We start from the raw sequence: 25,458 nt of genomic DNA, 5'->3' as shown, positions 1-25,458 counted from the left end.
ATATTTTAGTGCAAATTAAATAAAAGTAGCGTGATGCACAATATTAATTTAAAATATGCAGCATTTACCACTGAAATATGTAGTTTTGCTCTGTTCCTTTTTTTACTATTTATGAAAAGATACCCGCGTTTTGACGAATACAAAATACTCGTTTTTAGAATTTTATTAGCTTACGTTTTTTACTCCATAGCCCGAGTTTTATTTTATGTTTATAACAGTTCTTTGATTAAAGTTGACGGCCTCATTGATTTTCTGAAATTGTCTTATCACGGATTGGTTTTCGACACCACAACCATCTTGTATGTAAACAGCTTATTCATTTTAGTTTCCATTTTTCCTGCAGTTGTCAATACAAAAAAGGCATATCAAAAGGTATTATTCTACATCTATTTTGTTACCAATTTCTTGGCTTACTCAGCTAATTTCATTGACTTTATTTATTATCGATATACTTTTAGCAGAAGTACAAGAGCCTCGCTTGATACACTTGAAAATGAGAGCAATAAAGCGCTTTTGTTTTTTGATTTTTTGAAAAACTATTGGCACGTGTTTTTGCTGTTTTTTGTGTTGGCATTACTTTGGATTTGGATTTATAAAAAGATTAAAATAGTTGATAATACAGAAAGACCGAGCATTAAATATTTCTTCTTTTCGGTGGTAAGTTTCCTGTTGATTACAACTCTTTGCATTGGAGGAATTCGAGGTGATTTTAAGAAAAGTACACGGCCAATTAATATTTTAGATGCCAGCCGTTATACTAAAAGTTCCGGTCAGGCCGATGTGGTTTTGAACACACCATTTGCGATAATCAGAACCTGGAATACCAATACATTTAAGAAAGTAAATCTTGTTTCCAAAGCGCAGGTTGATAGTTTATTGATGCCGATAAAACAATACAAAAACAATCCGCCAACTAAACCAAATATTGTCATTTTTATTATAGAAAGCTTTGCCAGAGAATATAGCGGTGCTTTTAATAAAGGAACAAAAATTCCGGATTATGAAGGCTATACACCATTCGTAGATTCGTTGGCGCAGCAAAGTTTAATTTTTACCAATGCGTATGCCAATGGCTGGAAATCGATTCACGGAATGTCGTCTGTTATTGCCGGAATTCCGTCGTTTCAGAATGCGTTTACTTCTTCACCATATCCAAAGCAAAAAATAGAATCGCTGGTTTCTACTTTAAAAAGTGAAGGTTATGACACTTCGTTTTTTCATGGTGCGCCAAATGGTTCGATGGGATTTTTAGGGTTCGGAAATATATTGGGTTACGACCATTATTATGGCAAAACAGAGTATAGTAACGATGCTGATTTTGATGGCGTTTGGGGAATTTGGGATGAACCTTTCTTCCAGTTTTTCAATAAAACGTTGTCACAGAAAAAGCAACCTTTTATGGGAACGATATTCACGGTTTCATCTCACGAGCCGTATAAAGTTCCGGAGAAGTATGAAGGCAAATTTCCAAAAGGCAAAGTCAATATCAATCAATGCATAGGTTACACAGATATGGCGCTGAAGAAATTTTTCGCTGCAGCCAAAAAAGAACCTTGGTACAAAAACACCATTTTTGTTCTCGTAGCAGATCACGGAAACACAATTGCTTATGATGAATACAAAAAGGAATTCAATAAAAACACAGTGCCCATTCTGTTCTTTTCTCCTGATGAAAAATATGTTGGTGTTAACAATGACTGGGCACAACAAATCGATATTTTCCCAACGCTTTTGGATATGATTGGGTATCAAAAGCCTTTCAGAAGTTGGGGTAGAAGCTTAATTAGCGAAAAGAAAGTAGCGCCATTTGTGATAAAATATGGTTCTAATATGTACCAGTTTATGAGCGGCAATTATATCTGCACTTTTGATGGGAAGAAAGCAATTGGGTTTTATGCTGCAGATGATAAAGGAATGGAGCATAATCTAATTTCACAACGAAACGCAGAAATGAATTCACTTGAGTTACGCTGCAAAGCGTTTGTCCAGGATTATATGGAACGCGTTATTGACAAGCGATTGACGACCGTTAAATAAATAAAAAAGCTACTTCTCAGTAGCTTTTTTATTTATAATTACGAATTACGAATTTTACAACTTATGCATATTCTCCGCCAACGTCTCTATGAATTTTGAGATTGGCCCTTTTATCATCATTGCCATCATTGGATTGAAATCGCCTTCAAAATGCAATTGCACTGCGCTTGACGAATCAGAAACTGAATCAATGTTTGCTGTTAAAGTAAATGGTAATTTATCGCTTGCAGCAGCTAAAACCACTTTGGAATTTGGAGTTTTGTCTTTCATCTTCAATTTGATTTCCGGCATTCCTTTTAAACCAAAGTTGAAAATATCATCACCCAAAACTTCAAATTTGGCAATATTCTCAGGCATTAGTTTTTCAAAGTTTTTTACATCAGACAATGAATCAAAGATGTGTTGTGCTGATTTTTCTATGGTAACTTTCGGGCTTTCTAAATTCATAGTTTTTGTTTTAGAGAAAATAGAGAATAGAATATAGAAAATAGATAAGTTATTAATACTTACTTTTTCTTCTATGTTCTTTGTTCTATATTCTATGTTCTTTTTTTACACACTCCATGTCGATGGACTTTCACGCCATTCCTGCAATGTTTTGAGTTCTTTTTCAGTAATGTAATTTTTGGCAACAGCCAATTCTAATAAATTATTGTAATCGGCTAATGTATGCAAATCAACATTCGCTTTTTTGAAATTCTCTATAGCAACATCAAAGCCATAAGTAAAAATCGCTACCATTCCTTTAACATGTGCTCCGGCTTCTTTCAGGGCTTCAACAGCTATCAGACTACTGTTTCCGGTACTGATTAAATCTTCGACAACAACTACGTTTTGCCCTTTTTGCAAAAAGCCTTCCACCTGGTTTTGTCTACCATGTTTTTTTGGTTCCGGGCGAACATATACAAAAGGCAATCCCATGTATTCGGCAACGAGCATTCCGATGCCAATTGCTCCAGTTGCAACGCCTGCTATAACGTCGGGTTTTCCAAATTCTTTCTCAATACGTTTAGAAAATTCTTCGCGTACAAAATTTCTTATCGCCGGGAAAGACAGTATGAGTCGGTTGTCGCAGTAAATTGGAGAATTCCAACCCGATGCCCACGTAAAAGGATTTTTTGGATTCAATTTAATTGCATTTATTTGTAAAAGCAATTCGGCTGTTTTTTCGGCTGTGTCTTTATTAATAATCATAAGTACAAATGTATAAAGTTTTTGTCAACGATAAACCACTTTTTTTAACCAACGAGATCGCCAAAGAGACCGATTTTCAGTTGTTTTTGTTGGAAAGCATTGATTTTGAGCAAGTCATCATCAAAATGTTTCAGAACAAAATTCAGAAAGCTTATTTGTATTATCCCGATGAAAAAGCGATTCTGAAAAAACTGAAAGAAAAAATTCCGGTTTGCAAAGCCGGAGGTGGATTGGTTTTTAATAAAAAAGGCGAAGTTTTGTTCATTTTCAGAAACGGAAAATGGGATTTACCAAAAGGCGGAATCGAAAGAGGAGAAGAAATTGAAGATACTGCTATGCGCGAAGTGGAAGAGGAAACAGGTGTCGACAAATTAGCCATTACCCGAAAACTTCAAAAAACCTACCATGTTTTTAAACGCAACGGAAAGTATAAACTGAAAGTCACGCATTGGTTTGAAATGCAGACTAAATTTGATGGGATTCCATTTCCGCAGGCGAATGAAGGCATAGAAAAAGCGGTTTGGCTCAACCCCGAGCAAATAAAAGAAGCGTTGAAAAACTCGTATGAAAATATCAAATTATTATTTGAAGAAGAAAGGCTGCTGAAATAGTAGTTTCTTTTTATTAAAGAAAGTCTTCGACAGGCTCAGACTGACATTTATCTTTTTAATTGTAATACTGGAAAACACAATCGCACTTAACTGTCACACTGAGCCTGTCGAAGTGCCAACTTATTTGTGTGTGAGTTTTGATTTTTAAAAATTTTTCACACAAAACTGTTTGATGATTTCCTTCGGCAGTCGCTTTGCTCGTGTGTAATAGTTAATGATTATATTTGAAAGAGAAGAAACAAATTAATAGCGCATATATAATGTTAGCGGTCATGCTACCTCACCAGAAATCTCATTTAAAAAACTACAATTTTTTTAAAAAATAAAAATAATTTGTTAAATTATTTTTATTTAGTTGATACAACAACTATATTTGCATCAATTATATTTACATCAACTAATTTAATATGAAAAAAAGCAATCCAACAGGAACAGTCCTCTATACAATTGAACAAACAATAAAAGAGTATAGAAAAATTTCACAGAAAAACATAGGGAGAATTGTAAATGATATAACAGTTGACCAATGTCTATTATTAATTGTGCTTAATAAAAATCCTAATTATTCTCAAAAGGAAATAGCTGAATTGATTTTTAAAGACAATACTTCAATTACTAGAATTATTGAACTAATGGTGAAAAAAGAGTATCTGACAAGAAAAATAAACGAATTAGACAGAAGAAAATTTAACCTTGAAATCACAGAAAAAGGACAAAAAACAATTGAATTATTGTCGCCAATTATCCAAACAAACAGAAAAACAGCACTAAATGGGTTGTCATTGGAAGAAATTGATTTACTCAATAAAACTTTAAATAAAATAATTACTAATTGTAAAATCTAAAAAAATGAAAATAGTATTTAATCTATTATTACTTAGCCTTGTTAGCAGTTTCTACTTAAAAACAAATGCTCAGGATTTGACTGAACGAAATAAACAAATAATTGAAATAGCCGATAACATTAATGAATACTACATTTTCGAAGATGTGGCAAATCAACTTTCTAAAAAATTAAAATCAGAAATAGAACTTAAAACTTTTGATAATCTTACTGATAAAGAATTTGCAAAATCGCTTTCCAACTATTTAACCAAAAACGGAAATGATTTGCATTTCAATGTGTTATACCGTCCAAATGAAGAAGAAGAAAAAGTAGTTAATGAAAAGGAAATGCTAAAAGAATATGATGCTATTAATAAACAATGGAATTATGGCTTTGAAAAAGTAATGAGATTAGATGGGAATATTGGTTACATTGAATATACCGGATTTCCCGAAGGAAATAAACCTGCTCAACAAATTTTAGATGCTACAATGAATTTTGTTTCAAATACAAACGCTTTGATTATAGATTTAAGAAACAATCGAGGTGGAGATAGCAAAATGGTAAGACTTTTTTTAAGTTACTTTTTTGAAAATAAAATAAAATTAAGCGAGGCTTATACAAGGTATAATCATAAAACCACAAAAGCTTACACGGCGAAAAAAGTGAACGGTCAAAAGTATATAGGTAAACCCGTATTTATTCTGGTAAATAACAAAACTATTTCTGCTGCTGAAGCTTTAGCATATGATTTACAACAAAATAAAATTGCAAAAATAATTGGAGATAAAACATATGGTGCGGCAAATCCAGTAAAAGTGTTTTTTATTGGCAACAAATATCATTTATTTATACCAGTTTCAATTGAAAAAAGCTCAATCACAAATACTAATTGGGAACATATCGGTATTGATACTGATATAAAAATAAGTTCTGAAAAAGCGTTAATAAAAGCTCAAATTATTGCACTTGAAAATTTATTGAAAACAAATACTAAAATGGAATTAACTGCTGATGAAATTAAAGCACGCATTTTAAAATTAGAATCACAATTGTAGAAAATTTTAGTCACTTCTAAACTTTGTACTTCAAAAAGCAATTGAATTATTAACTCTTATCATAAACATAAAAAACATGCAATTCTTAAAAGATTATTAGAAAATGAGTTGAATTAATTGACAAAATACTAACTAAAATAATTTCAAACTTTAATGAAAAAAATACGTAAAACCGCAAAATTAGGAATCGCTTTAATTTTAATTCTTCTTCCAACAATAATTTTTGGACAAAAAAACATATCAACTAATCTTGCAAAATATATGCAAGCTCAAGTCGAAATAAATAATTTCAGCGGAACAGTTATTGTTACAAAAAACGGTTCAATTTTACTAAAAAAAGCTTATGGTTTAGCAGATTATGAATGGAATATTAAAAATACAATTGATACAAAATATCAATTGGCTTCGGTCACTAAACAATTTACAGCGGCTGCAATTCTTCAATTAGTAGAAAAAGGAAAACTCTCGCTTAATGATAAACTTAGTCAGTTCTTCCCAGATTATCCTAAAGCAGATAGCGTCACAATTCACATGTTATTATCTCATTCTTCAGGCCTTGCAATGGGTTTTAAAGAAATAGCAACAAGTAGTATGTCTGCAGATTCTGCATACAATGAAATTAAAAAAATGCCTTATGAATTTTCGCCTGGCACAAAAACGGCATACAGCAATATTGGTTATTATTTATTAGCAAAAATTATAGAAAAAGTTTCAGGAGAAAAATACGCCGATTATTTAAACAAACATATATTTGAAAAAGTGGGAATGAAAAACTCTGGAGTGATTACCAACGAAATCTTGATTCCTAAAAAGGCTAAAAATTATATTTTAGAAGATAATAAATACACAAACAACCCTTATATAAATTGGAAAATCAATATTGGACATGATGGAGTTTATTCTACCGTTGAAGATTTAGCCCTATGGGATAAAGCACTTTATGGAACAACAATTTTGTCAGAGAAAATGAAAAAACTAATGTTTACGCCTTATAGCAAAGAAAATTGGGGATATGGTTTTATTATTAATCCATTTTATAATCATGGGCATCAACTTATTTCTCATGACGGTGGTTTTTTTGGAGCAATGACTTCACTCAACCGATTTACAGATGATAGTCTTTTTGTAACAGTACTTTCTAACAATGAATCATTTTCGTACATAATTGCTTATGGGCTTTCTGCAATTGCCTTACAAATGCCGATAGAACTTCCATACAAACATTATCAAACTAAAATAGACAATTCAATTTATGATAAATACATAGGCAAGTATGGAGAAATTGAAATAATCAAAATTGGAGAAAAACTATATTATAACAATTCAGAAACAGAACTTTTGCCCGAATCACAAACGAAATTTTTTAAAGCCAACAATAATGACAGAACAATAGAACTTATAAAGGATAAATCAGGCATCTACAATTCTATAATTTTGACAAAAGGAGGCGTGAAAGAAATTGTAATGAAAAATAAACAATAAAAGCACGAACCGCTAACAGCGGTTTCAAGAAATGGCGAGAAATCTGCTAAATTCATATTTTTCTTTCGCAAGAAAAATTATCTTAGTGGAAAATATGCAGTTCCGAAGTTCGCCACTTCTTGTAGCGTCGGAACGTTGGTGGCAATTTTAACACTCTGCGGTTGTAACAAACTATTTTTTTAAAGTCAAATTAAAAAAAAGGAAATATGGAAAATAGCAGAAGACTTTGGTTAAAACAAATTGGATTAGGAATTGCAGGCATTGGATTGACAAATGTAAAATCTTATGCATCTCCTGTTATCTCAGAAGACTTTTTTGAGAATTTAGAAAATCATGATAACTTAATTTTTTTACGCTCAAATGAAAACCCCTATGGTCCATCTCCATTAGCAAGGAAAGCATTTGTAGACAATGCGAATATTAGTAACCGATATAATTGGGATGTTGCGACACAACTGATTTCTGACCTTGCAAAAAGAAATAGTGTTAAAGATGAAAACATATTGTTGGGAGCTGGTTCAACTGAAATTTTAGATTTGGTTGCAAAATTTGTATCACTTGACAAAGGAAATTATGTAATCGCAGACCCAAGCTATGATTATTGGACAGTTACATTAGATAATTTAGGTTTAAAGAAAAATAATGTACCACTTACTGCAGACAAGAAAATTAATTTGCAAGCTATGTTGGAAGTTGTAAACCAAGATACAAAACTTGTTTATATCTGTAATCCAAATAACCCAACAGGAACAATTTGTGAAAGAGAAGCATTGGTAGAATTTGTAACCAAGATTTCACAAAATACAATTGTATTAATTGATGAGGCATATTTGGACTTTACTAAACAGCAATCCCTTAGCAATATCGTAAATGACCACAAAAATATTATTATCGCCAAAACATTTTCCAAAATATATGGTTTGGCTGGAGCACGGATTGGGTATGCAATTGCGAACAAAACAATAATTGATAATTTGGCAAATTTGCAATCCAATACAAATAATAGCGTTAGTGTATTATCAAAACTTGCTGCCATAGCTTCGTTGAAAGATGATAAATTTGTTTCAAATTGCTACTTGCTAAATGAAAATGTAAGACAATATACTATCAGCGAACTCAAAAAATTAAATTGTGAGTGCATTTCTTCTAATACAAATTTTATCTATTTTTCACTTGCAAAATATAGCAAGGACTATTTCAAGCAATTAGAAAACAATACTATTCAAGGGGGAAGAATTTATGAAGAGCAAGGTAAATGGACAAGGATTACAGTTGGTAAAATGGACGAAATGAAAAAATTCATTAAAGCAATACAATAAAAAACTGCCACCAACGGCCGTTTGGCAAGAATGCGAATTTTGCGGTAAGTTCACGTCACGTTTATCAAGATTTTTTATCTTTAACAGAAAATAATTTGTTCCGAAATTTGCAACCTTGCCAAGCGCTTGAACGTTGTGTGCAACCTAAAAAAATAGAGATGAAATTCAAAAGTAGAAAAGATAATTTTTTTAAATTTTTTGTATTAGGACTAAGTGGATTGTTTATCGCAATTATTCTAATTCAAATATTTTTTCAAAGAGAAAAATTTGAATTTATATTCACAGCTATTTTAATGGTAATGTTGATTGGTCTATTATTTTGGTTGTATTTCGGAACTGAATATGAATTGTCTGAAACAGAATTAAAATATAAAAGTGGTCCAATAAGAGGGAAAATAAAAATCGAAGAAATTACAGAAATCATGAAAGCCAAAACCCTTTGGTCAGGTTTAAAACCAGCAACTGCAAGAAATGGATTAATTTTAAAATATAGAAAATTTGAAGTAATTTATATTAGTCCAGAAACGAATGACATTTTTATAAATAAAATATTGGAAATCAACAATAACATAAAAATAACATAAGTTAGAAATTTAAAACACACAAAGCCAAAGCACAACAGCAGTTTGTCCAATAACTCATTACAATTTTTACTCGTAACAAAAATCACCATGTACGATCTTCCAGACTATAAAGAAAAAAACGATGAAGTAATCAAACAGTTTATAAACGATAATCCGTTTGCGTTTATTTCAGGTTGCGATAAAGACAACAAACCAATTGCTACACAAATTCCGGTATTTATTGAAGAAGAAAACGGAAAGAAAATATTGCGTGGACATATCATGAAAAACACCGATCACCATTTGACGTTTTTGCACAATCCTAATGTATTGGTGGTTTTTACCGGACATCATACTTATGTCAGCGCGACCTGGTACAGCAATCCACATATGGCTTCTACATGGAATTATATGTCGGTCCACGCCAAAGGTTTAATCAAGTTTTTAGATGATGAAGCGCTGATTGACATACTTAGAAAAACCACGCTTCATTTTGAAGGCTATAACAAACAATCATCTACCTATTTTGACAATGTTGATGAAGCGTTTAAACAAAAACTCATGAAGTTGATTGTCGCATTTGAAATCGAAGTAACATCATTAGAACATGTTTTTAAATTGAGTCAGGACAGAGATGCCGAAAGCTACAAAAACATCAAAGCAAAACTTACAGAACAAGGTGGCGACGGAGAAATAATTGCCTGTGAAATGGAAAAACGTACGCAGGAATTGTTTCCTGATAGTAAAAACCAGAAATGATTTCAAAAATAAACCCTGCAGAATTTAGCGAACGTTTAAATAAAAACACCAAGTATGGAAGTCCAAGGATATTAGGAACTCCATTTTCTGTCTTTTATGCGTTTGGAGAGTCTGAGAAAATATTCTTTGGCACATACAATAAAACAAAATTTGAATTAACTAAAAATACTATTATTTATGCGACTCCATTTATAATTTCAGGAGAATTCAAATCAAAAAAAAATAACCAAACAGAAATAAATTACGAACTAAAACCAATTGGATTCGGCTATTATTGGCTCAAATACTTTCCGCTGATTGCTTTTGTTATGTTTAATTTGACTTTTTATAGTGTATCGGAATCTTTTGAAATAGTTTTAATAATGAACTCAATTATAGCTGGTTTGGCGCTATTTCTACATTTTTCTGTAAAGTGGAAAAAAAAGAAACTTGAAAATGATTTTATAAAAATTTTTGAAATAGAAGCATAAAAAAGCCAATCTACTAACAGCGTTTTCAATTTAATTCCTAATTCGTAATTCGTAATTTTTAATTCGTAATTGCCTGTACGGGTGTAATTTCAAGTTTGTATCCTTTTCCGCGTATCACAACAATTTTGATATTGGGATTTACTTCTAATTTTTTTCTAAGTTTAGATATGAACATATCCAGACTTCGTCCCACAATAACACCCTCATCTTCCCAAATCTCTTTTTGCAGTCGGCTTCTCTCTATGGTAACATTGGGAGACAATGCGAAAATGAGCAATACACGTGCTTCTGTTCCGGTCAGGTCTATTGTCTCTCCATTTATGATGAGTTTACGATTCTTCGCATCAAACAACACCGATCCCCAAGTGAACATATTAGTATGTTGACCGTCAGGTAAAGTTTTTCGCGGCTTAGCAGATCTCAAAAAAATAAAACCGGCAAATGCTAAAAATGAGAGGCTGCCCAAAAGATATCCATTTTTTGCTGTAGTTGTTCCTGTCGGTTTGAATTTAATGTTAATTATGTAACAGGCTTTGGGTTGTCTTCTTCCTATACAGGTTACAACATCATCTTTTTTATTTTTGGATACGGCATATCCATAGGCTATACTTGAGTCATCACAGTTCAGAACGTTAACAACATAATCTCGTGCGAGCGGGTCTTTGGACAACAAACGCCTTGTTGTATTCATTAGCAATTTCGGTTGAAAAGTAAGCTCATTCTCAAAGCTGATTTGATATTCATTGGCTGCAATCTTTTTTACCGGAAGCACTCTTGATGTGCTATCGCCCGACTGTAAAAGTAGTTCGTGTCCGATGCTGCGGATTAAAACTTCCCTTTTGGCAAAGTCAAATCCGTCACTATCTTCCATAGTGAAAGCCGCACAGATCATACACACAAACGAAAGGAATATCAACCCAAACAGGTATTTGCGTTTTCCTGAGATGAAATTTTGAATAAGATGCATAGTGTCAAGTTATTATTTACAAAGTTTACATTTTTATTTACAATCCAAATACTTTATGTCTTAAGATATCAAAGTAATTTTGTTGAATCAATTTGAAAGGATATGAAAAATAAAAAAATTTCTATGTAATCTGATTAATCAAAAGAATCTTTATGTTATTTAATAAACCCAAAAATTATGAAAAAAGTTATTTATGTGCTGATCTTATCGCTGGTTGTGGTAAGCGGACTGGTATTTGCTAATAGCGAAATTAAAAATGAAACTTCTAAAAGGTTAACCTTAAAGCCATTTTCTGCTGCTGAAAGAGAAGCCGAACTGAAAAAATGGGAGGCTACTCCTGATGGTATAATTTACAAAAAATGGGAAGCGTCTCCCGCAGGTAAAAAAGTGCATGCCGCTGAAGCTAAAATAAGCAATCACATTAAAGATTATACCAATATGGAGGCTGTTATAACCTCTCTTTCTCTTCCGCCAGGCTCAAGGTTAGGTTTCGGAGTAATGGTAAGGATTAATGGTGACGATTATATTCTTGCTTTTGGTACAGAAAATTCTGGAAAGAATATTTTGAATTTTAACAATGAATTTGAGCAATTGCATAGCCTGAAAGTTAACAACAAAATAATTATAAAAAGCCATAGCGTATCGCACGCGCCCAAGTATTTATATCCAATAGTGTCGGGCGATTATGTAGAACGAGATAGTAAAATGATTTATAAAAGGCCACCTAGCAAAGACGGTTGCTAAGTAAATAAATTATATAATACATTCAAACAAGAGGCGTTTGGCGAGATTTCAAATTTTATTTTGTAATTCATAATTCATAATTCGTAATTGGCTTTACCTTTGCTGCATGTATAAAAATCCACATTCCAACAATTTACTTCTGAATTTAGGTATTGAAAGGCTAAACGAAATGCAGGAAACAGCTTCGGAAGCCATTCTGAATGATGCTAATGTTTTATTGCTTTCGCCAACAGGTTCGGGAAAAACGCTTGCTTTTTTACTTCCAATTTTTGAAATGCTGAACGAAGATATCAACACCAGGGTTCAATGCCTGATTTTGGTTCCGTCACGCGAATTGGGATTGCAGATTGAGCAGGTTTGGAAAAAAATGGGAACTAATTACAAAGTAAATGTTTGTTATGGCGGACATTCTATCGAAACAGAAATCAAGAATCTGTCAAATCCACCAGCGGTTTTAATTGGAACGCCGGGAAGGATTATGGATCATATCGACAGAGGAACTTTCAAAACGGATTATATCGAAACCTTGGTTTTGGATGAATTTGATAAATCATTACAGCTTGGTTTTCACGAACAGATGTCGTTTATCATTTCGAGATTGACCAAAGTCAACAAACGTATTTTGGTTTCGGCAACTTCGGATGTTGAAATTCCGAGATATACCAAAGTTGTCAATCCGACCGTTTTGGATTTTATTCCGAATAATGAAGAGAACAGCAATCTGGATATGAAGATGGTTGTTTCTAAAGATAAAGACAAAATCAATTCGCTTTTCAATTTGATTTGTTCATTGAAATCAGAATCAGCGATTATATTCTGTAATCATCGTGATGCTGCCGAACGCATTAGCGATACGTTAAACGAAAAAGGAATTTATGCTACGTATTATCACGGCGGAATGGATCAGGATGAAAGAGAGCGCGCTTTAATCCAGTTTAGAAATTGAAGTGTGAGTTATTTGGTTACCACCGATTTGGCCGCACGTGGTTTGGATATTCCTGAAATGAAACATGTAATTCATTATCATCTGCCATCAAAAGAAGATGAATTCACGCATCGAAACGGAAGAACCGCGAGAATGTTAACAACAGGAACGGCTTATATCATTAATCACGAAAGTGAGAAAAAAATGGATTATATCAACTACGGCATGAAAGTTTTAAATGTTGACAATTCCAATTCATTGCCAAAACCACCGGAATTCCAAACAATTTATATCAGCGGTGGAAAGAAGAATAAACTAAACAAGATTGACATCGTTGGTTTCTTTTCGCAAAAAGGGAAACTTGAAAAAGGTGATTTGGGTTTGATTGAAGTCAAAGATTTCATTTCGTTTGCAGCAGTAAAATCCAAAAAAGTAAAAGATTTACTAAATGCCATTAGGGACGAAAAAATGAAAGGCAAGAAATTCAAGATTGAAGTTGCGCGTAAAGTGATTAAGAAAGTGGAGGAGTAGTGTTCAGTTTAAAATTTTCGCTCACAAATATCTGAATTGTAAATTTTCAAGATTCTGGTTCCTAATTTGGAGTTATCACCATATGCTGAAATTGTAGTAATCAAATCAATTTCTGATTGATAATTTAATATTGTTTCGATTTCAAAACTGATATTGTATTCGTTACAACCTGTAACTGATATTCTAGTATAATTTTTTTCAAAACCAACTTTAGTTTTTTCTTTGCTTGTTTTTAAACCTGGCCAATCAGTTACCTTTCCCGAATTGTTATTTTTGGCAATGCGAAACTTGTTGAAATTACGTTTTATAGCTTCACCAATAATTTCAGGCGAACTTTTTAAATCAATTACTTCACAAGTCTCTTGTTCAAAATAATATCCAGGTCTATTTTTTTCTGTTGAAATAGGAGCTATTATTATCTCGGAATGTTTATTTGAAATATAAACAGTAACAGTTTTAACTATTCTTTTTGGTTTAAAGATGTCTAAAATTTTCATTTCTTAACTATAACACTTTCCGGAACCAAAACCGTGTAATCGCCATTATTCCTGATTACATCACGAACAATACTTGAGGAAATATAAGAAGTATTTGAAGCAGTCAACAGAAACACCGTCTCAATTTTGGACAATTTTCTATTGGTATGAGCGATGGCTTTTTCAAATTCAAAATCGGCCGGATTCCGCAAACCACGGAGAATAAACTTAGCTTCCATTTTTCGGCACAAATCAATCGTCAGGCCTTCATAAGTAATCACTTTTACTTTTGGTTCATTTTTAAAAGTTTCCTCGATGAATCTTTTTCTGTCTTCAAGCGAAAACATGTATTTTTTATCGGCATTGATTCCAATCGCAACAATCACTTCGTCAAAAAGCGAAACGCCTCTTTTAATAATATCATAATGACCATTGGTTATTGGGTCAAACGAACCTGGGAATACTGCTTTTTTCATTGTAGTTTTCAGTTATCTGTTGTGAGTTATCTGTTGTCAGTTTTACAGAAAACTGAGAACTGACAGCAATTTTATTTCTTCCAAATTGGTTTCCTTTGTAAAGCTAAGGTTATTTTGTTATCAGGCAAATCGCTGAACGCAATATTTCCGTTACTCTTATTTTCGTTTTATCGAAATGATGCTGTCTTTTTTGTAAAAATCCTCAATTTTTTGACGTGTATAAATCCCTTTTTTGTTGGTGTAATATTTATCATCTTCTATAAAAAAGACTTTGGTGTATTTATAAACCGAAGTATCATTCAGTGTGTAGTAAACATTGGTTTTATCTACTTTATCAATCCGCAGCGTCGTGTAATTACCTGGTGTAAAATTTAAAAAATAGATATCGCCTTTTTTTGGATTTTTAATGTAATCGCCTTCAACAACCTCGTGTCTTCCGGATTGCCAAAATGCCCAAGTGAAGAATAATACTAAAATGATTATTCCCGAGAATGCCCAAACCGGAGTTCGGGTAGGGTAGCGGTCTTTTACCCGATTTAATTTTTGAGTGATGTCTTTTGTAATTTCCTTATTTTGAAATAGGTGGCCACAATTTTCACAGCTAACTTCTGTTTTCTTTTTTAAAGGGAAAAGCGGAATCCAATACAAATGGAAATATTTCTGAAGAAAATTATATTCCATTTCGCTGTCTTCATCGCAATAATCACAATGAATGCTGGTTAACATTCCTTTTTTTAGTGATTTTGATTTTACGCCGTAGAAGAACATATTTTACTTTTTCCAGATAGGTTTCCTTTGTAAAGCTAATTTAATTTCGTTATCCAACAAATCGCTGAATGGAATATTTGCATACGCTGCCTGTTGCGGAAAAATACTTTGTGGCGACAAACCAGGATTGGTATTGATTTCGATAAAATGTGGAATGCCATTCATGATGATGAAATCAGTTCTTGAAAAACCACTCATTCCTAAGGCTTCATATACTTTTTTGGCGGTTTCTACGACCAATTTTTCTAATTCTGCTGATATTCTGGCTGGCGTAATTTCTTCTGATTTTCCTAAATATTTAGCTTCATAATCAAAGAATGCGTTTTGAGAAAGAATTTCGGTAATGCCCAAAACTGTGGTTTCTCCTTTATAATTCAAAACTCCGACAGAAACTTCGGTTCCGTTTAGATAGGATTCAATCAGAATATCATTGTCTTCCGCGAAAGCAAAATCTAAAGCTTTAGGTAAATCTTCTAAAGTGCTGACCATCGAAACACCCAAACTGCTTCCGGATTGATTGGGTTTAACAAAGAATGGCAAACCTAATTCGGCTTCAATTTTCTTTCCGTCAATGGCTTCGCCTTTGGTTATATAAATGGATTTTGCTTTTGGTATATTAAATTTTGATAACACAGAAAGTGTATCTCTTTTATTAAAAGTCAAACTCGATTGATAGTAATTGCAACCCGAATAAGGCAAATCAATAAGTTCCCAATAAGCTTGTAAATGCCCGTCTTCGCCCGGAGTTCCGTGAACGGTATTTACGGCAACGTCAAATTTTACGGTCTGATTGTCTTTGGTAAAAGTAAAATCACCTTTGTTGACAGGATATTTTACCGAATCGATTACGCAATACCATTCGTCTTTAAGTACGTGGACTTCAAAAGGTTGGTATTTTGTTTTGTCAAGATGATTTAGGATTAATTGACCACTTCGTAATGATATTACAGATTCATCTGAATATCCACCCATTACTACTGCTACGTTCATTTAGGTAAGTTTTAGTTTAAACAAAATTATCAATTTTTTTGAAACCAAATACCTTTATGTTTTTTATATCTTTGTGCAAATTAAATTTCTTTATGAGTTTACGTGCGTATTTAACAAGTCGAGTTTTTTTTGCCCAAATTCTTGCCGCTATGGCAATTTTTGCCGCTATCGCATATTTATTTTTTCATTGGATAACTTATACCACACATCACGGACAGGAAATTACAGTTCCTGATTTGGCCCGACTTTCTGCAGAACAGGCTGAAGAAAAATTAAGCGCTATCGATTTAGATTATATAATCCTTGACACTGTTGATTTCAGACCTGATTTTCCAAAGTTGACTATAGTTGATCAAGAGCCAAAAGCTGGTGCAAAAGTAAAAGAAGGAAGAAAGATTTATATCAAAATAAACGCTTCAAAATATACGATGGTCAGCTTACCTGATTTGATTGAGAAAACCTATCGTCAGGCAGTTCCAACACTTGAAGCTGTAGGTTTGTTAGAAGGAGAGATTACCTATAAGCCTTATTTAGGAAAAGATATGGTTCTTGAATTGCGCCAGAACGGAAAGAAACTAAAAGCTGGTGATAAAATCCTGAAATCATCCAAAATTGACTTGGTTCTTGGTGATGGAAAAATCACTTATGAAGAAACTGTTGATACTACCGAAGTTGATACCACAAAAATGCCCGAAGTAGATGCTCAATAATAACGATACGCCTGAATTAGAAGAAGAGGAATTATTTGAACACCACCGACATGTTGCTGACAAAGGACAATCGTTGTTGCGTGTCGATAAATTCCTGATGCAATTGGTTGCTAATTCAACCCGAAATAAAATTCAGAAAGCTGCCGAAGATGGAAACATTTGGGTGAACGATATTCCGGTAAAGTCAAATTATCGCGTTAAGCCTTTTGATGTGGTGCGTGTGATGTTGTCACATCCGCCATTTGAAAACCTGATACTTCCCGAAAATATTCCACTTGATATTGTTTATGAAGATGAATCGCTTTTGGTTATCAATAAACCACCAGGATTGGTTGTTCATCCCGGACACGGAAATTATACAGGAACATTAGTAAACGCTCTGGCTTTTCATTTTGAAAACCTGCCAAAGAATTCAAGCGACAGACCAGGATTGGTTCACCGAATTGACAAAAACACTTCCGGACTTATGGTCGTTGCCAAAACAGAGCAGGCGATGACGCATCTGGCAAAACAATTCGAAGACAAAACTTCGGAACGTGAATATATTGCGTTGGTCTGGGGAAATGTAAAACAAGAGTCAGGAACCGTAGAAGGCAATATTGCGCGTCACGTGAAAGACAGAATGCAAATGGCTGTTTTTCCTGAAGGCGATATTGGAAAACATGCAGTTACACATTATAAAGTTTTGGAGCGTTTTGGTTATGTTACGTTGGTTTCCTGCAAATTGGAAACCGGAAGAACGCATCAGATTCGTGTGCACATGAAATATATTGGGCATACTTTATTCAATGACGAACGTTATGGCGGTGATTTGATTTTGAAAGGAACCACTTTTACCAAATACAAACAGTTTATAGACAATTGTTTTAAGACGTTGCCAAGACAGGCATTACATGCAAAAACATTGGGATTTGTACATCCTGTTACCAAAGAATTTATGCGGTTTGACACCGAATTGCCACAAGATATGACAGATTGTATCGAGAAATGGCGCAATTACGCTAAGTCAAATGCAAACGAAGAAGAATAAAAAAAGCCCTGATAAAATCAGGGCTTTTTATTGAATATAAATAGAATTATTTATTACAGGCCGGAGCATCTACAGTAAAAGTATATTCTTTATCAGTAACTTTTTGAATTGCAGGATTGTGTTTATGATCTGGTTTGTATGACGCTCCAGTTCCTAAGTCAACAGCTAAGCCTAGTAATCCCCAGCTTACAACACTTAAGATAAAGTTTCCGGTACGGAATGCTTTAGCAAATGTTTGTGTTTTTGTTTCGCAGCCTGGTTCTTTTATTTCAACTGTCAATTCTTTATCTCTTGGAAAAAGTGCAGTTGCCTGTCCGTTTCCTAATTTTTTTCCATTTGCATAGATTTCAGCATTAGGATGGTCTTTTGCGATGATAGTTCCTTGGTATTTGCTTCCGCCAAACATTACACCACAGCTATTTAATACAATTGTCATCGATAATAACAAAGCAGTAATAGAGATTCTTTTTTTCATAATAGTATTTTAGGTTTTTATTGAGTGGGCTAAAGTAATATTATATTTTAATTTAAAAAGAAAATTACGACAAATTATTCTACTGGTTTTTCGGCAACGAATAAGTAATAGATTCCGACTAAAATAAAAGGAATACTCAGCCATTGCCCGGTTGAAAGCAATCCGAAAGTTTCTTCAATTCCACCTTGGCTTTCTTTTACATATTCAACTACAAATCGAACTGACCAAAGTAGGATTAGGAAATAACCAAACAATAAACCATGCTTTTCGGCTGTTTTGGTTTTCCAATACAAGAAAAAGAGAATAAAAAATACAAATACATAAGCAAAAGCTTCATACAATTGTGCAGGATGTTTTGCCGGAACTTTTTCTAAAAGTGCGGCATATTTTGGATCGTTTACAAGCGCGTGATAGGCATCGTTTACATTTGAAATTTTAGTGAAGTTAACCACTTCTTTCGGAGAATAATAATCTCTTATAAAGCGAACACCAAATGGAGAATTAGTTATTTTACCAACAATTTCGGAGTTGAAGAAATTTCCAATCCGAACAAAAATAGCACCACAAGCTACAGGAATTACTACTCTGTCCAAAACCCAAAGCAAAGGTCTTTTTATTACTTTTTTGCTATAGTAATACATAAAAATAATAATGGCAGCTGCAGCTCCATGACTTGCTAAACCTTGAAAACCGGTAAATTCAAACTGTGGATTAAATCTAAACGGAAGTAAAATTTCTAATAGATTATTTCTGTAATATTCCCAATCGTAGAAAAAAACGTGACCCAAACGTGCACCAAGTAAAGTGGCAATAACGGTCCAAATAAAAAGCGTGTCTAATTTTTCAAGCGACTCTTTTTCTCTAATAAAAATATGTTTCATTATGTACCATCCAAGCCCAAATGCAATGACAAACATTAAGCTGTAAAAACGGATAGTAAAAAAACCAATATTAATTCCTTCTGATGGATTCCAGATCATGTTATTTTGGGTTAGGTGTGGATGTAAAAATAGTAATTTGTTCTAAAAAGTCTATCAAATTAAGGAAACTTTAATGCGCACATTTTTTTTCAGGAACTGGATCATAGCCGCTTTTTCCCCAAGGGTGACAGCTTGCAATTCTTTTAATGCCCAAATAAGTTCCTCTAAATGGACCATGAATTTTTAACGCTTCGATAAAATATGTAGAGCATGTTGGCTGAAATCGACAACTTGAGGGCAATAACGGAGACAATACAATTTTGTAAAAATAAATAAGTACAAGTAATGGCGCTATGGCAATTTTCTTCAACATATTTGATATTAAGCTGTAAAAGTTGTACCGTCTTTTCCGTCTTTTAACTGGATTCCAAGTACTAACAACTGGTCACGAATCTGGTCAGACAACGCAAAGTTTTTATTCGCTCTGGCTTCATTTCTCATACCAATCAGCATTTCAACAACACCATCTAATTTTTCTGAATTATCGGCAGCACATTTTTCATCTCTGATTCCGATAACATCAAAAGTGAACGTATTTAAGGTTTCCGAAAGTGTTTTTAAATCGGCTGCATTAAGAGTTTCTTTTCCATCGTTTATCAAATTGACAAATCGAATTCCTTCAAATAAGTTTGCAATCAAAATTGGCGTATTGAAATCGTCATTCATTGCTTCATAGCAATTCTGTTTCCAGGCAGCAATATCAAGAGTAGAAGCAGCGCTTGGCTCTAATTCTTTCAGAATATCAATGCCTTCTATCAATCGGTTAAATCCTTTTTCGGCAGCTACAATTCCGTCGTTAGTAAAGTCGAGAATGCTTCGGTAATGTGCCTGCATCATAAAGAAACGAGCCACATTAGCAGAAAAAGGCTTGCTCAAAAACGGACTTCCACCCGAATATATTTCACCAGGGAGCAGATTGTTCCCTGTCGATTTTGACATTTTTTTACCATTCAGATTCAGCATGTTGGCGTGCATCCAATAATTCACCGGACTATGTCCTGTGCAGGCTTCATTCTGAGCAATTTCACATTCGTGATGCGGGAATTTCAAATCCATTCCGCCACCGTGAATATCAAAAGTTTCACCAAGGTATTTGGTGCTCATAGCAGTACATTCTAGATGCCAGCCAGGAAAACCAACGCCCCAGGGCGAAGGCCAACGCATGATATGTTCCGGTTCGGCTCTTTTCCAAAGCGCAAAATCCTGTGGGTTTTTCTTGTCGCTTTGACCGTCGGTGTCGCGGGTATTGGCAAGCATATCGTCAATGTTTCTGCCACTTAGTTTTCCGTAATGATTGTTTATGTTAAACTTCACCACATCAAAATAAACAGAGCCATTCTTTTCGTAACCAAATCCTTTTTCAATAATCTGATTTACGATTTCAATCTGCTCAATGATATGCCCGGTTGCGGTTGGTTCAATACTTGGCGGAAGAAAATTAAACTGATTCAGAACATCGTGAAAATCGACAGTATAACGCTGTACAATTTCCATTGGTTCGAGTTGCTCGACACGTGCTTTTTTGGCAATTTTATCTTCGCCATCATCCACATCATCCACAATATGGCCAACATCGGTGATGTTTCTCACGTAGCGGACTTTGTATTCTAAATGTAAAAAGTATCTGAAAATCATATCAAACGACATGAAAGTCCGAACATTTCCAAGGTGCACGTTGCTGTACACGGTTGGTCCGCACACATACATGCCAATATTTCCTGCATGCACAGGTTTGAAAACTTCTTTTTCTCCCGAAAGAGAGTTGTATATTTTTAGTTGATGGTTTTTATATAATTGCATTTTATTAGGAGCTATTTCCAGCTTTCTGCTATATCTTTATTTTTAGGATTGGCCTTTGTTGGCACAAAGGCCAATCCTAAAAATAAAGGATGTCGCGTCAATCTGGGCTATTAAAATTCGGTGTCTAATTTGATGTAATCCAGGAATTCTCTGCGGGTTTGTTCGTCATTGAATTTTCCTCCATATTCAGAAGTCACCGTGCTGCTTTCAACATCACGAATTCCGCGTGAATTTACGCAAAGGTGTTTGGCATCAATGACGCAAGCCACATCTTCAGTTCCTAAAACTTGTTGTAATTCCTGAACAATTTGCATCGTTAAACGCTCCTGAACCTGAGGTCTTTTGGCGTAATAATCTACAATTCTGTTCATTTTAGAAAGTCCTACAACCGTTCCGTTAGAGATATAGGCAACGTGCGCTCTACCGATTATTGGTAATAAATGATGCTCACAAGTAGAGTAGAGGGTGATGTTTTTTTCGACCAGCATTTCACCATATTTGTAGTTATTGGCAAAAGTGGAAGCTTTTGGTTTTTTATTTGGATTTAATCCTCCGAAAATTTCTTTGACAAACATTTTAGCAACACGATTTGGTGTTCCTTTTATGCTATCATCTGTTAAATCCATTCCCAGTGTGTGCAGGATATTTTCAACATCTTTTTTTATTTGTTCAATTTTTTGTTCATCGGATAAAGTAAACGCATCATTTCTTACAGGATTCTGTGCACTTGTTGCAATATGATTTTCGCCTAATTCTTCATTAAATTGGTCACTATCTATCATCAAATTCTTTGTTAATTCGGGTTTTGAAATTTAAAACACAAAGATAAATAATTATAATTAATCTGTTGGGAATAGTTTTGTTAATTAAAAATTTTAGAAATTTTAAGATAATTATTTCTTAAAATTACTTAAATTTCGCTGCTAAAAAAAATTGTTCCCAAATATGAAAAAAAAATCAACACTACTACTACTTGTTTTTTTATTTGCAAATTCTCTGTTTTCACAAAATTTAATTGTTAATCCAGGCTTTGAACTCGGAGGATCCGGGATTGGTTTTGTTACCAATGGCGCTGGATACACGCTTTTAAACAGTCCTTATTCCGGCACAACTACAACAGGAAACTTTGCGTTCACCACAAACCCCAACATCATAAATACCGCTAATTTTATTCCAAGTTCGGATCACACATCCGGGAATGGTAGAATGTTGATTATTGATGGTAATACAACTGCCGGAAATCCCAGGTTTTGGAAAGCCGGAAATACAGGAGCTGGAATCACAACGTTAACGATAGGAACTACTTACAGATTTAGTTATTGGATTAAATCAGTTTCGAGTTTGGTTACAGGTCCGGCATCACAAGCGGATATTAATATACAGTTAACAGGAGGAAGTGGACTAACCTTAGTGGCAGGTACAACATTGGCACCGCTGCCTTCATTAGGATGGAAGCATGTCGTTTATTCTTTCACAGCCGCAGCTACCACAGCAACTATTGAATTATGGAATGCAAATACAAGTGCAGTCGGAAATGATTTTGCTGTAGATGATTTTATGCTTACTGATGACCTTATGGTTACCTATAATGTTACTAATGCATTATGTGCTACAGCTAGTGACGGTTCAATAACTGTTAGTGGTATTGGAGGTACATTGCCTTATATAAATTATAATATTACCGGTCCGGTAACTCTGAATAATGCTACTGGTGTTTTTGTCGGAGTGCCTCCCGGAATATATACCGTTTCTGTTACAGATAGCGCACTTCCGACTGCTGCCACGGCAACGATAGGAAATGTTGTTGTTGGCCCTTTTTTAACAACAAGCGGCAATGTTCCTGTTTGTGCAGGAAGTTCAACCACACTTTCTGTTACAGGAAGTCCCAATCCATATACATGGACAGCTGCTCCGGCAGATCCAAGTTTAACAACACCTAATATTCCTAACCCAACAGTATCTCCGGCAGGTACAACTGTCTATACTGCTTCTTCTACAATTGGCGCATGTACAGTTACAAGATCACTCACTGTTACTGTAAATCCTTTACCTGTAGCTAATATTACAGGGAATAGAACAATATGTCCAGGAAATACGGCAGTCATTAGTATCACAGGAACTCCAAGTTCCAGCGTAACCTTAACGGATAATTTCGGACATACTTATGCTCCATTTGTAGGTGCTGGTGGAACAGGTACATTTACAACTCCTATTTTAAATGTAACTACTGTATATACTCTAGTTAGTATTAAAAATTTCGCTACATTTTGTCAAAGAAATTATACAGGGATTACTGTTACTATTACTGTTGTTCCAAATGGTTGTGCTACTGTTGGAACTATTCCGGGACCAACTAGTTTGCCATTAGATTTGACTTTATGTACTACGGGAGAATGTAGAAATATACAAGCGAATATCTCTGATGTTCCGTCTACTTCAACTTATGCAGCGACTTCGATACCATATTGTCCTTACCCTTTTATTGATCCGAGTTATAATGTTGTTCCAATTACAGGTGGAGATGATTTTTGGTCAGATGTAATTAATTTGCCATTTAACTTCTGTTTCTACGGACAAAATTATACCTCATGTAATGCGGGGACTAATGGTTTGCTAACCTTTGTGCCTAAGACACCGGGTTCTTTCTGCCCATGGCCGGCGACAAGTGTGCCAATATCAGGGCAAAACCAATCACAGTCAATTTTCGGAGTATACCAAGATACAGATATGGGTGTACCACCTTCTGCAGCTGACCGTCAGGTCAATTGGGTTCTTCAGGGAACTTATCCATGTAGAAAACTTATTGTGAATTTCTATAACTTGGGTCAATGGAATTCTGTTGCAACTAGTCCGGGACTTCAAACATCACAAATTGTTTTGTATGAGGTTTCAAATATCATTGAAGTTTTTGTACAAAGAAGAGTTGCCGGATCGCCTTGGGCTGGTTCAGGAGCTATAGGTTTGATTGGAGGTTCGTCAGCTCAATGGGTAGCAGCTCCAGGAAGAGATACAGGAAGCTGGTCGGTGACAACTATTCCAGAGGCTTGGCGTTTTACACCAACAGGACCACCTGTTTCAGTTATTATAAATTGGTTACAAGGTTCAACACCAATTGGTACAGGACCAAATATTACTGTTTGCCCAACTGCAACTACAACTTACACGGCAAATGCAGTTTATAATGTATGTGGTGTGCCACAAACTGCTACTACTTCTGTAACATTAAATGTTAATCCGGATTTAACAAATTCGCCGGTAGATATAACTCAATGTATTAATACTTTTAATTTAACATCAAACGCAAGTGTTGTTTTAGGAGCATTAAATCCTACAGATTACGATATTTCATACCATCTCACTGCTGCTGATGCAGCTACTATAACCAGTCCGATTACAAATCCAACAGCTTTTGTGAGTTCAGGACAAACCATATATATGGCAATTTATGTGAATGCCTATGGATGTACCGTTGTAAAACCTTTTGACTTAATAATTTCCTGCGGAAATATATCACCGGTTCCAGATCTGACGCGCTGTGAGAGTTCATTTGGAAGTGGAACCGCATCCTTTAATTTAACTCCTCAAACGGCAATTGCCTTAGGAAGTGAAAGCCCCGCGGATTATACAATAACCTATTATACATCTCAAGCACTCGCTAATGCCGGAGTACCAGGTACAGAGATAAGCCCGATAAATAATTTTGTTGGAACAAATCAAACCATATATATCAGAATGGAGAGTACCATTACTCCAGGGACATACTATACAACAGATTTTGATCTTATTGTCAATCCATTACCTTCGGCTACTATTGCCGGTACAACAACTATTTGTTCGGGTACTAATACAGTTATAACTTTTACTGGAACACCTGGTGCAACAGTTAATTATACTGTTGATGGAAACCCTGCCCAAGCCTTTTTAAATGCTTCAGGAACAGCTACTGTAACGACTCCAAACCTTACAATTAATTCTGTTTATACTTTAGTAAGTGTTTTGAATCCGACAACTACTTGTTCACGAACTATAACTGGTTCAGCAACGGTAACCATTAGAGCTTTGCCTACCGCGACAATAACAGGAACCACAACGGTTTGTAAAAATGCACCTAGTCCAAATATTACCTTTACTGGAGCAAATGGAACAGCACCATATACTTTTACCTATAGTACAGATGGAGGAACAACTACGGTAACAACTCCGGCAAGTACAGGAAACACCTATACACTTCCGGTTTCTACTGCAGCATCAGGTGTGTTTACTTATA

General features: G+C 34.5%; 24 protein-coding genes and 2 pseudogenes. 14 read left to right on the top strand and 12 right to left on the bottom strand.

Going from position 1 to position 25,458, the window contains the following annotated elements; translation table 11 throughout:
* The first annotated feature begins 111 nt into the window (after window positions 1-111).
* The gene (locus ABIQ27_RS03935; protein ID WP_348032250.1) at window positions 112-2,037 is read left to right on the top strand and encodes an LTA synthase family protein; all 1,926 of its coding nucleotides are present in this window, start codon (window positions 112-114) and stop codon (window positions 2,035-2,037) included.
* Between the two features lie 54 nt (window positions 2,038-2,091).
* Here ABIQ27_RS03935 and ABIQ27_RS03930 read toward each other — a convergent pair whose 3' ends face one another.
* Together ABIQ27_RS03930 and pyrE are read right to left on the bottom strand one after the other, a co-directional pair.
* Window positions 2,092-2,484, bottom strand: coding sequence for an SRPBCC family protein (locus ABIQ27_RS03930; RefSeq protein WP_348032249.1), 393 nt, complete (start codon window positions 2,482-2,484; stop codon window positions 2,092-2,094).
* Between the two features lie 105 nt (window positions 2,485-2,589).
* Entirely contained in the window at window positions 2,590-3,231 is a 642-nt protein-coding gene (pyrE, locus tag ABIQ27_RS03925) for an orotate phosphoribosyltransferase (protein WP_348032248.1), read from the bottom strand.
* Window positions 3,232-3,239: 8 nt separating this feature from the next.
* Here pyrE and ABIQ27_RS03920 point away from each other — a divergent pair, with 8 nt between their 5' ends.
* From ABIQ27_RS03920 to ABIQ27_RS03885, 8 genes are all read left to right on the top strand, one after another.
* Window positions 3,240-3,842, top strand: coding sequence for an NUDIX domain-containing protein (locus ABIQ27_RS03920; protein ID WP_348032247.1), 603 nt, complete (start codon window positions 3,240-3,242; stop codon window positions 3,840-3,842).
* 407 nt (window positions 3,843-4,249) lie between these two features.
* Window positions 4,250-4,687 carry a MarR family transcriptional regulator gene (locus ABIQ27_RS03915; RefSeq protein WP_348032245.1) on the top strand — a complete coding sequence of 146 codons (438 nt, stop codon included), beginning with the start codon at window positions 4,250-4,252 and terminating at the stop codon, window positions 4,685-4,687.
* A 4-nt stretch (window positions 4,688-4,691) separates the two neighbouring features.
* Window positions 4,692-5,726 (top strand): S41 family peptidase, encoded by a 1,035-nt coding sequence (locus tag ABIQ27_RS03910; protein WP_348032243.1) that lies wholly within the window; start codon window positions 4,692-4,694, stop codon window positions 5,724-5,726.
* A gap of 153 nt (window positions 5,727-5,879) precedes the next feature.
* Window positions 5,880-7,208, top strand: a complete 1,329-nt coding sequence (locus ABIQ27_RS03905; protein WP_348032241.1) for a serine hydrolase domain-containing protein — start codon at window positions 5,880-5,882, stop codon at window positions 7,206-7,208.
* A 206-nt stretch (window positions 7,209-7,414) separates the two neighbouring features.
* The gene (locus tag ABIQ27_RS03900; RefSeq protein WP_348032239.1) at window positions 7,415-8,527 is read left to right on the top strand and encodes an aminotransferase class I/II-fold pyridoxal phosphate-dependent enzyme; all 1,113 of its coding nucleotides are present in this window, start codon (window positions 7,415-7,417) and stop codon (window positions 8,525-8,527) included.
* A gap of 158 nt (window positions 8,528-8,685) precedes the next feature.
* The gene (locus tag ABIQ27_RS03895; RefSeq protein WP_348032238.1) at window positions 8,686-9,111 is read left to right on the top strand and encodes a PH domain-containing protein; all 426 of its coding nucleotides are present in this window, start codon (window positions 8,686-8,688) and stop codon (window positions 9,109-9,111) included.
* A gap of 87 nt (window positions 9,112-9,198) precedes the next feature.
* Complete coding sequence (locus ABIQ27_RS03890) at window positions 9,199-9,849, top strand: FMN-binding negative transcriptional regulator (protein WP_348032236.1); 651 nt, start codon at window positions 9,199-9,201, stop codon at window positions 9,847-9,849.
* Window positions 9,846-10,319 (top strand): hypothetical protein, encoded by a 474-nt coding sequence (locus ABIQ27_RS03885; protein ID WP_348032234.1) that lies wholly within the window; start codon window positions 9,846-9,848, stop codon window positions 10,317-10,319. Before ABIQ27_RS03890 ends, ABIQ27_RS03885 begins: the two co-directional genes overlap by 4 nt.
* 58 nt (window positions 10,320-10,377) lie before the next feature.
* Here ABIQ27_RS03885 and ABIQ27_RS03880 read toward each other — a convergent pair whose 3' ends face one another.
* On the bottom strand, window positions 10,378-11,211 hold the full coding sequence (locus tag ABIQ27_RS03880; protein ID WP_348032308.1) for a winged helix-turn-helix domain-containing protein: 834 nt from the start codon (window positions 11,209-11,211) through the stop codon (window positions 10,378-10,380).
* 252 nt (window positions 11,212-11,463) lie between these two features.
* On the opposite strand from ABIQ27_RS03880, the gene ABIQ27_RS03875 reads away from it, so the two are divergent.
* Window positions 11,464-12,030, top strand: coding sequence for a hypothetical protein (locus ABIQ27_RS03875; protein WP_348032232.1), 567 nt, complete (start codon window positions 11,464-11,466; stop codon window positions 12,028-12,030).
* A 106-nt stretch (window positions 12,031-12,136) separates the two neighbouring features.
* Window positions 12,137-13,486 (top strand): annotated as a pseudogene (locus ABIQ27_RS03870) (DEAD/DEAH box helicase).
* 8 nt (window positions 13,487-13,494) lie between these two features.
* Here the strand turns inward: ABIQ27_RS03870 and ABIQ27_RS03865 are convergent.
* From ABIQ27_RS03865 to ABIQ27_RS03850, 4 genes are all read right to left on the bottom strand, one after another.
* Window positions 13,495-13,983, bottom strand: coding sequence for a hypothetical protein (locus ABIQ27_RS03865; protein ID WP_348032230.1), 489 nt, complete (start codon window positions 13,981-13,983; stop codon window positions 13,495-13,497).
* Window positions 13,980-14,438 carry a pantetheine-phosphate adenylyltransferase gene (gene coaD, locus ABIQ27_RS03860; protein WP_348032228.1) on the bottom strand — a complete coding sequence of 153 codons (459 nt, stop codon included), beginning with the start codon at window positions 14,436-14,438 and terminating at the stop codon, window positions 13,980-13,982. Before coaD ends, ABIQ27_RS03865 begins: the two co-directional genes overlap by 4 nt.
* Window positions 14,439-14,594: 156 nt before the next feature.
* Window positions 14,595-15,206, bottom strand: a complete 612-nt coding sequence (locus ABIQ27_RS03855) for a zinc-ribbon domain-containing protein (protein ID WP_348032226.1) — start codon at window positions 15,204-15,206, stop codon at window positions 14,595-14,597.
* Between the two features lie 3 nt (window positions 15,207-15,209).
* Window positions 15,210-16,196, bottom strand: a complete 987-nt coding sequence (locus tag ABIQ27_RS03850) for a D-alanine--D-alanine ligase (protein ID WP_348032224.1) — start codon at window positions 16,194-16,196, stop codon at window positions 15,210-15,212.
* A 92-nt stretch (window positions 16,197-16,288) separates the two neighbouring features.
* Between ABIQ27_RS03850 and ABIQ27_RS03845 the strand changes: the two genes are divergently transcribed.
* Window positions 16,289-16,906 (top strand): PASTA domain-containing protein, encoded by a 618-nt coding sequence (locus ABIQ27_RS03845; RefSeq protein WP_348032222.1) that lies wholly within the window; start codon window positions 16,289-16,291, stop codon window positions 16,904-16,906.
* Window positions 16,896-17,936 (top strand): RluA family pseudouridine synthase, encoded by a 1,041-nt coding sequence (locus tag ABIQ27_RS03840; RefSeq protein ID WP_348032220.1) that lies wholly within the window; start codon window positions 16,896-16,898, stop codon window positions 17,934-17,936. Before ABIQ27_RS03845 ends, ABIQ27_RS03840 begins: the two co-directional genes overlap by 11 nt.
* A gap of 46 nt (window positions 17,937-17,982) precedes the next feature.
* Here the strand turns inward: ABIQ27_RS03840 and ABIQ27_RS03835 are convergent, their stop codons facing one another.
* From ABIQ27_RS03835 to folE, 5 genes are all read right to left on the bottom strand, one after another.
* Window positions 17,983-18,411, bottom strand: coding sequence for a hypothetical protein (locus tag ABIQ27_RS03835; RefSeq protein ID WP_348032218.1), 429 nt, complete (start codon window positions 18,409-18,411; stop codon window positions 17,983-17,985).
* A gap of 74 nt (window positions 18,412-18,485) precedes the next feature.
* Window positions 18,486-19,391 carry a prolipoprotein diacylglyceryl transferase gene (gene lgt / locus ABIQ27_RS03830; RefSeq protein WP_348032216.1) on the bottom strand — a complete coding sequence of 302 codons (906 nt, stop codon included), beginning with the start codon at window positions 19,389-19,391 and terminating at the stop codon, window positions 18,486-18,488.
* A 70-nt stretch (window positions 19,392-19,461) separates the two neighbouring features.
* Window positions 19,462-19,704 (bottom strand): membrane protein insertion efficiency factor YidD, encoded by a 243-nt coding sequence (gene yidD, locus ABIQ27_RS03825; protein WP_348032214.1) that lies wholly within the window; start codon window positions 19,702-19,704, stop codon window positions 19,462-19,464.
* Window positions 19,705-19,712: 8 nt separating this feature from the next.
* A complete protein-coding gene (gene cysS / locus ABIQ27_RS03820) occupies window positions 19,713-21,191 on the bottom strand; it encodes a cysteine--tRNA ligase (RefSeq protein WP_348032210.1) in 1,479 nt (492 codons plus the stop codon).
* Window positions 21,192-21,301: 110 nt separating this feature from the next.
* Window positions 21,302-21,973 (bottom strand): GTP cyclohydrolase I FolE, encoded by a 672-nt coding sequence (gene folE / locus ABIQ27_RS03815; RefSeq protein ID WP_348032208.1) that lies wholly within the window; start codon window positions 21,971-21,973, stop codon window positions 21,302-21,304.
* Window positions 21,974-22,136: 163 nt separating this feature from the next.
* Between folE and ABIQ27_RS03810 the strand changes: the two are divergent.
* Window positions 22,137-25,458, top strand: a pseudogene (locus ABIQ27_RS03810) (hypothetical protein); the annotation flags it as partial.

Origin of the sequence: Flavobacterium sp. (assembly GCF_039916025.1) — a bacterium.
Taxonomy (GTDB): domain Bacteria; phylum Bacteroidota; class Bacteroidia; order Flavobacteriales; family Flavobacteriaceae; genus Flavobacterium.
This window is presented reverse-complemented; position numbering and strand designations above follow the sequence as displayed.

Bases quoted from the DNA above. Each gene is read 5' to 3' on its own strand.
- ABIQ27_RS03930 (WP_348032249.1), bottom strand. From the start codon at position 2,484: ATGAATTTAGAAAGCCCGAAAGTTACCATAGAAAAATCAGCACAACAC.
- ABIQ27_RS03865 (WP_348032230.1), bottom strand. From the start codon at position 13,983: ATGAAAATTTTAGACATCTTTAAACCAAAAAGAATAGTTAAAACTGTT.
- ABIQ27_RS03850 (WP_348032224.1), bottom strand. From the start codon at position 16,196: ATGAACGTAGCAGTAGTAATGGGTGGATATTCAGATGAATCTGTAATA.
- ABIQ27_RS03835 (WP_348032218.1), bottom strand. From the start codon at position 18,411: ATGAAAAAAAGAATCTCTATTACTGCTTTGTTATTATCGATGACAATT.
- ABIQ27_RS03885 (WP_348032234.1), top strand. From the start codon at position 9,846: ATGATTTCAAAAATAAACCCTGCAGAATTTAGCGAACGTTTAAATAAA.
- ABIQ27_RS03915 (WP_348032245.1), top strand. From the start codon at position 4,250: ATGAAAAAAAGCAATCCAACAGGAACAGTCCTCTATACAATTGAACAA.
- ABIQ27_RS03875 (WP_348032232.1), top strand. From the start codon at position 11,464: ATGAAAAAAGTTATTTATGTGCTGATCTTATCGCTGGTTGTGGTAAGC.
- ABIQ27_RS03895 (WP_348032238.1), top strand. From the start codon at position 8,686: ATGAAATTCAAAAGTAGAAAAGATAATTTTTTTAAATTTTTTGTATTA.
- pyrE (WP_348032248.1), bottom strand. From the start codon at position 3,231: ATGATTATTAATAAAGACACAGCCGAAAAAACAGCCGAATTGCTTTTA.
- lgt (WP_348032216.1), bottom strand. From the start codon at position 19,391: ATGATCTGGAATCCATCAGAAGGAATTAATATTGGTTTTTTTACTATC.
- yidD (WP_348032214.1), bottom strand. From the start codon at position 19,704: ATGTTGAAGAAAATTGCCATAGCGCCATTACTTGTACTTATTTATTTT.
- ABIQ27_RS03845 (WP_348032222.1), top strand. From the start codon at position 16,289: ATGAGTTTACGTGCGTATTTAACAAGTCGAGTTTTTTTTGCCCAAATT.
- ABIQ27_RS03935 (WP_348032250.1), top strand. From the start codon at position 112: ATGAAAAGATACCCGCGTTTTGACGAATACAAAATACTCGTTTTTAGA.
- coaD (WP_348032228.1), bottom strand. From the start codon at position 14,438: ATGAAAAAAGCAGTATTCCCAGGTTCGTTTGACCCAATAACCAATGGT.
- ABIQ27_RS03905 (WP_348032241.1), top strand. From the start codon at position 5,880: ATGAAAAAAATACGTAAAACCGCAAAATTAGGAATCGCTTTAATTTTA.
- ABIQ27_RS03910 (WP_348032243.1), top strand. From the start codon at position 4,692: ATGAAAATAGTATTTAATCTATTATTACTTAGCCTTGTTAGCAGTTTC.
- ABIQ27_RS03890 (WP_348032236.1), top strand. From the start codon at position 9,199: ATGTACGATCTTCCAGACTATAAAGAAAAAAACGATGAAGTAATCAAA.
- ABIQ27_RS03840 (WP_348032220.1), top strand. From the start codon at position 16,896: ATGCTCAATAATAACGATACGCCTGAATTAGAAGAAGAGGAATTATTT.
- ABIQ27_RS03880 (WP_348032308.1), bottom strand. From the start codon at position 11,211: ATGATCTGTGCGGCTTTCACTATGGAAGATAGTGACGGATTTGACTTT.
- ABIQ27_RS03920 (WP_348032247.1), top strand. From the start codon at position 3,240: ATGTATAAAGTTTTTGTCAACGATAAACCACTTTTTTTAACCAACGAG.
- cysS (WP_348032210.1), bottom strand. From the start codon at position 21,191: ATGCAATTATATAAAAACCATCAACTAAAAATATACAACTCTCTTTCG.
- folE (WP_348032208.1), bottom strand. From the start codon at position 21,973: ATGATAGATAGTGACCAATTTAATGAAGAATTAGGCGAAAATCATATT.
- ABIQ27_RS03855 (WP_348032226.1), bottom strand. From the start codon at position 15,206: ATGTTCTTCTACGGCGTAAAATCAAAATCACTAAAAAAAGGAATGTTA.
- ABIQ27_RS03900 (WP_348032239.1), top strand. From the start codon at position 7,415: ATGGAAAATAGCAGAAGACTTTGGTTAAAACAAATTGGATTAGGAATT.